The organism is Peribacillus sp. P4_D6 (assembly GCF_056401795.1).
On the sequence record NZ_JBFUIQ010000317.1, the window covers coordinates 1 to 1,492 of the forward strand.

The following is a 1,492-nucleotide window of genomic DNA, read 5'->3' on the forward strand; positions in this document are numbered from 1 at the left end:
TTTTCCCACTTGTCCTTGGGAAGATCCAAAAGCGGACCTGACCAAGACGTACCGCTATTATTGACAAGAATATCAATCGTGCCGAATTGAGCAACCGTTTCCTGAACGACATGGTCAATGGCGCTCACATCGGTGATATCACATTCAAAGGCAACGGCATTAACACCCATCGATTGCAAGTCTTCACATACCTCCTCACATAAAGGCAGATTTCGTGAAGCAATGACTATATTTGCGCCAGCCTCTCCCAACGCCATGGCGATCTGTTTGCCCAGTCCTCTGCCGCCGCCGGTAATGATAGCCGTTTTATTAGTCAAATCGAACATATTACTCAATGTAGTCAACTTTTCAGCCCTTCCTTAATGAAGTATTATTTATATAAAACCGTCTATATCATTATAGAAAAGCCTATCCAATATTGTGCTTAAAATAGCCTAATGCCTCTGCCTTTTGTTTCATCAACATGTATCTTATATTTAATAAGCATGCTTCTGTCAGCTAGCAGAAATTGAGCCTACTGGAAACGTAATTCGGCAGGGCGGTAATTTATTTGATCGATTCATATCTTAGATCCGCACAGCGGATTCTTTGCCATTTAAAAACTCTGGAAATCTCTGGATTATTTGACTGATTGAGCAAAATCGGATACTTAACCTGTTTTGTCGTTTACACTATAGAATAGTAAGGAGGTTAAAAAATGACAATACATCACTTTCATTTAACTGCGGAGTGGCCTGGCGGCAGAAATGATAGCGGCACGATTCATTCAGGGAATCTTCAAACACAGATAAGCATTCCTACGGAAATGGAAGGACCAGGGATTGGAACTAATCCCGATGAAATGCTGCTTGGAGCGGCATCGACCTGCTATATCATTACCTATGCTGCCATGTTAGAGCGGTCCCATATAGAAAAGGTGAGCTTGACCATGCAATCGGAAGCGTTAGTGGATGTTACGAATGGTGTATTCACCTATAAGAAAATCATTCATCGCCCCGCACTTATATTGGTGCCGGGTACTTCTGAAAAAGTGGTTGAAAAAGCGGGGAGACTTGCTGAAAAAGCCGAGACTTCATGTATGATTTCCCGGGCGATCAAAGGGAATGTAGCAGTGGAGTTGATTGCGGAAATTTCCATAGCACAGTAACCTTGAATAAACAGAAAAAGTGCCTAACCCTATATCGGTTTAGGCACTTTTTGAACTATTGAATGGTATTCACTTTATTTTCAACCTCGCGGCATACTTCATCAGCCGTTAAACCATTTGCCTCAATGATAGACGCTTTTAATGAAGTATCGCTTATACCCATCACATTACTTTCCAAACCTGTTACCACACAACAATCCACGTTTTTTGCGTCAGCTTCTTGTTTAATTTCCACAACATCAAAACCTTTTTCACGAAGTGCTTCCTGAATATTCGTTAATGATTCTTCAACACCGATTCTTGACATCAACACACACCTCCTCTACCCTCTAACCTGTCCTTATC

General features: G+C 41.6%; 3 protein-coding genes. 1 reads left to right on the forward strand and 2 read right to left on the reverse strand.

What is annotated here, in order from left to right:
• The coding region (locus tag AC1DVB_RS27145; RefSeq protein WP_477591933.1) for an SDR family NAD(P)-dependent oxidoreductase at window positions 1–344 on the reverse strand (344 nt) is incomplete at its 3' end.
• 353 nt (window positions 345–697) lie between these two features.
• Between AC1DVB_RS27145 and AC1DVB_RS27150 the strand changes: the two genes are divergently transcribed.
• Window positions 698–1,147 carry an OsmC family protein gene (locus AC1DVB_RS27150; protein WP_063576028.1) on the forward strand — a complete coding sequence of 150 codons (450 nt, stop codon included), beginning with the start codon at window positions 698–700 and terminating at the stop codon, window positions 1,145–1,147.
• 55 nt (window positions 1,148–1,202) lie between these two features.
• Here AC1DVB_RS27150 and AC1DVB_RS27155 read toward each other — a convergent pair whose 3' ends face one another.
• Complete coding sequence (locus AC1DVB_RS27155) at window positions 1,203–1,454, reverse strand: YkuS family protein (protein WP_034307261.1); 252 nt, start codon at window positions 1,452–1,454, stop codon at window positions 1,203–1,205.
• Window positions 1,455–1,492 lie beyond the last annotated feature (38 nt).

Excerpts from the sequence above, each read along its gene's own strand:
- AC1DVB_RS27150 (WP_063576028.1), top strand. The coding sequence starts at position 698 with ATGACAATACATCACTTTCATTTAACTGCGGAGTGGCCTGGCGGCAGA.
- AC1DVB_RS27155 (WP_034307261.1), bottom strand. The coding sequence starts at position 1,454 with ATGTCAAGAATCGGTGTTGAAGAATCATTAACGAATATTCAGGAAGCA.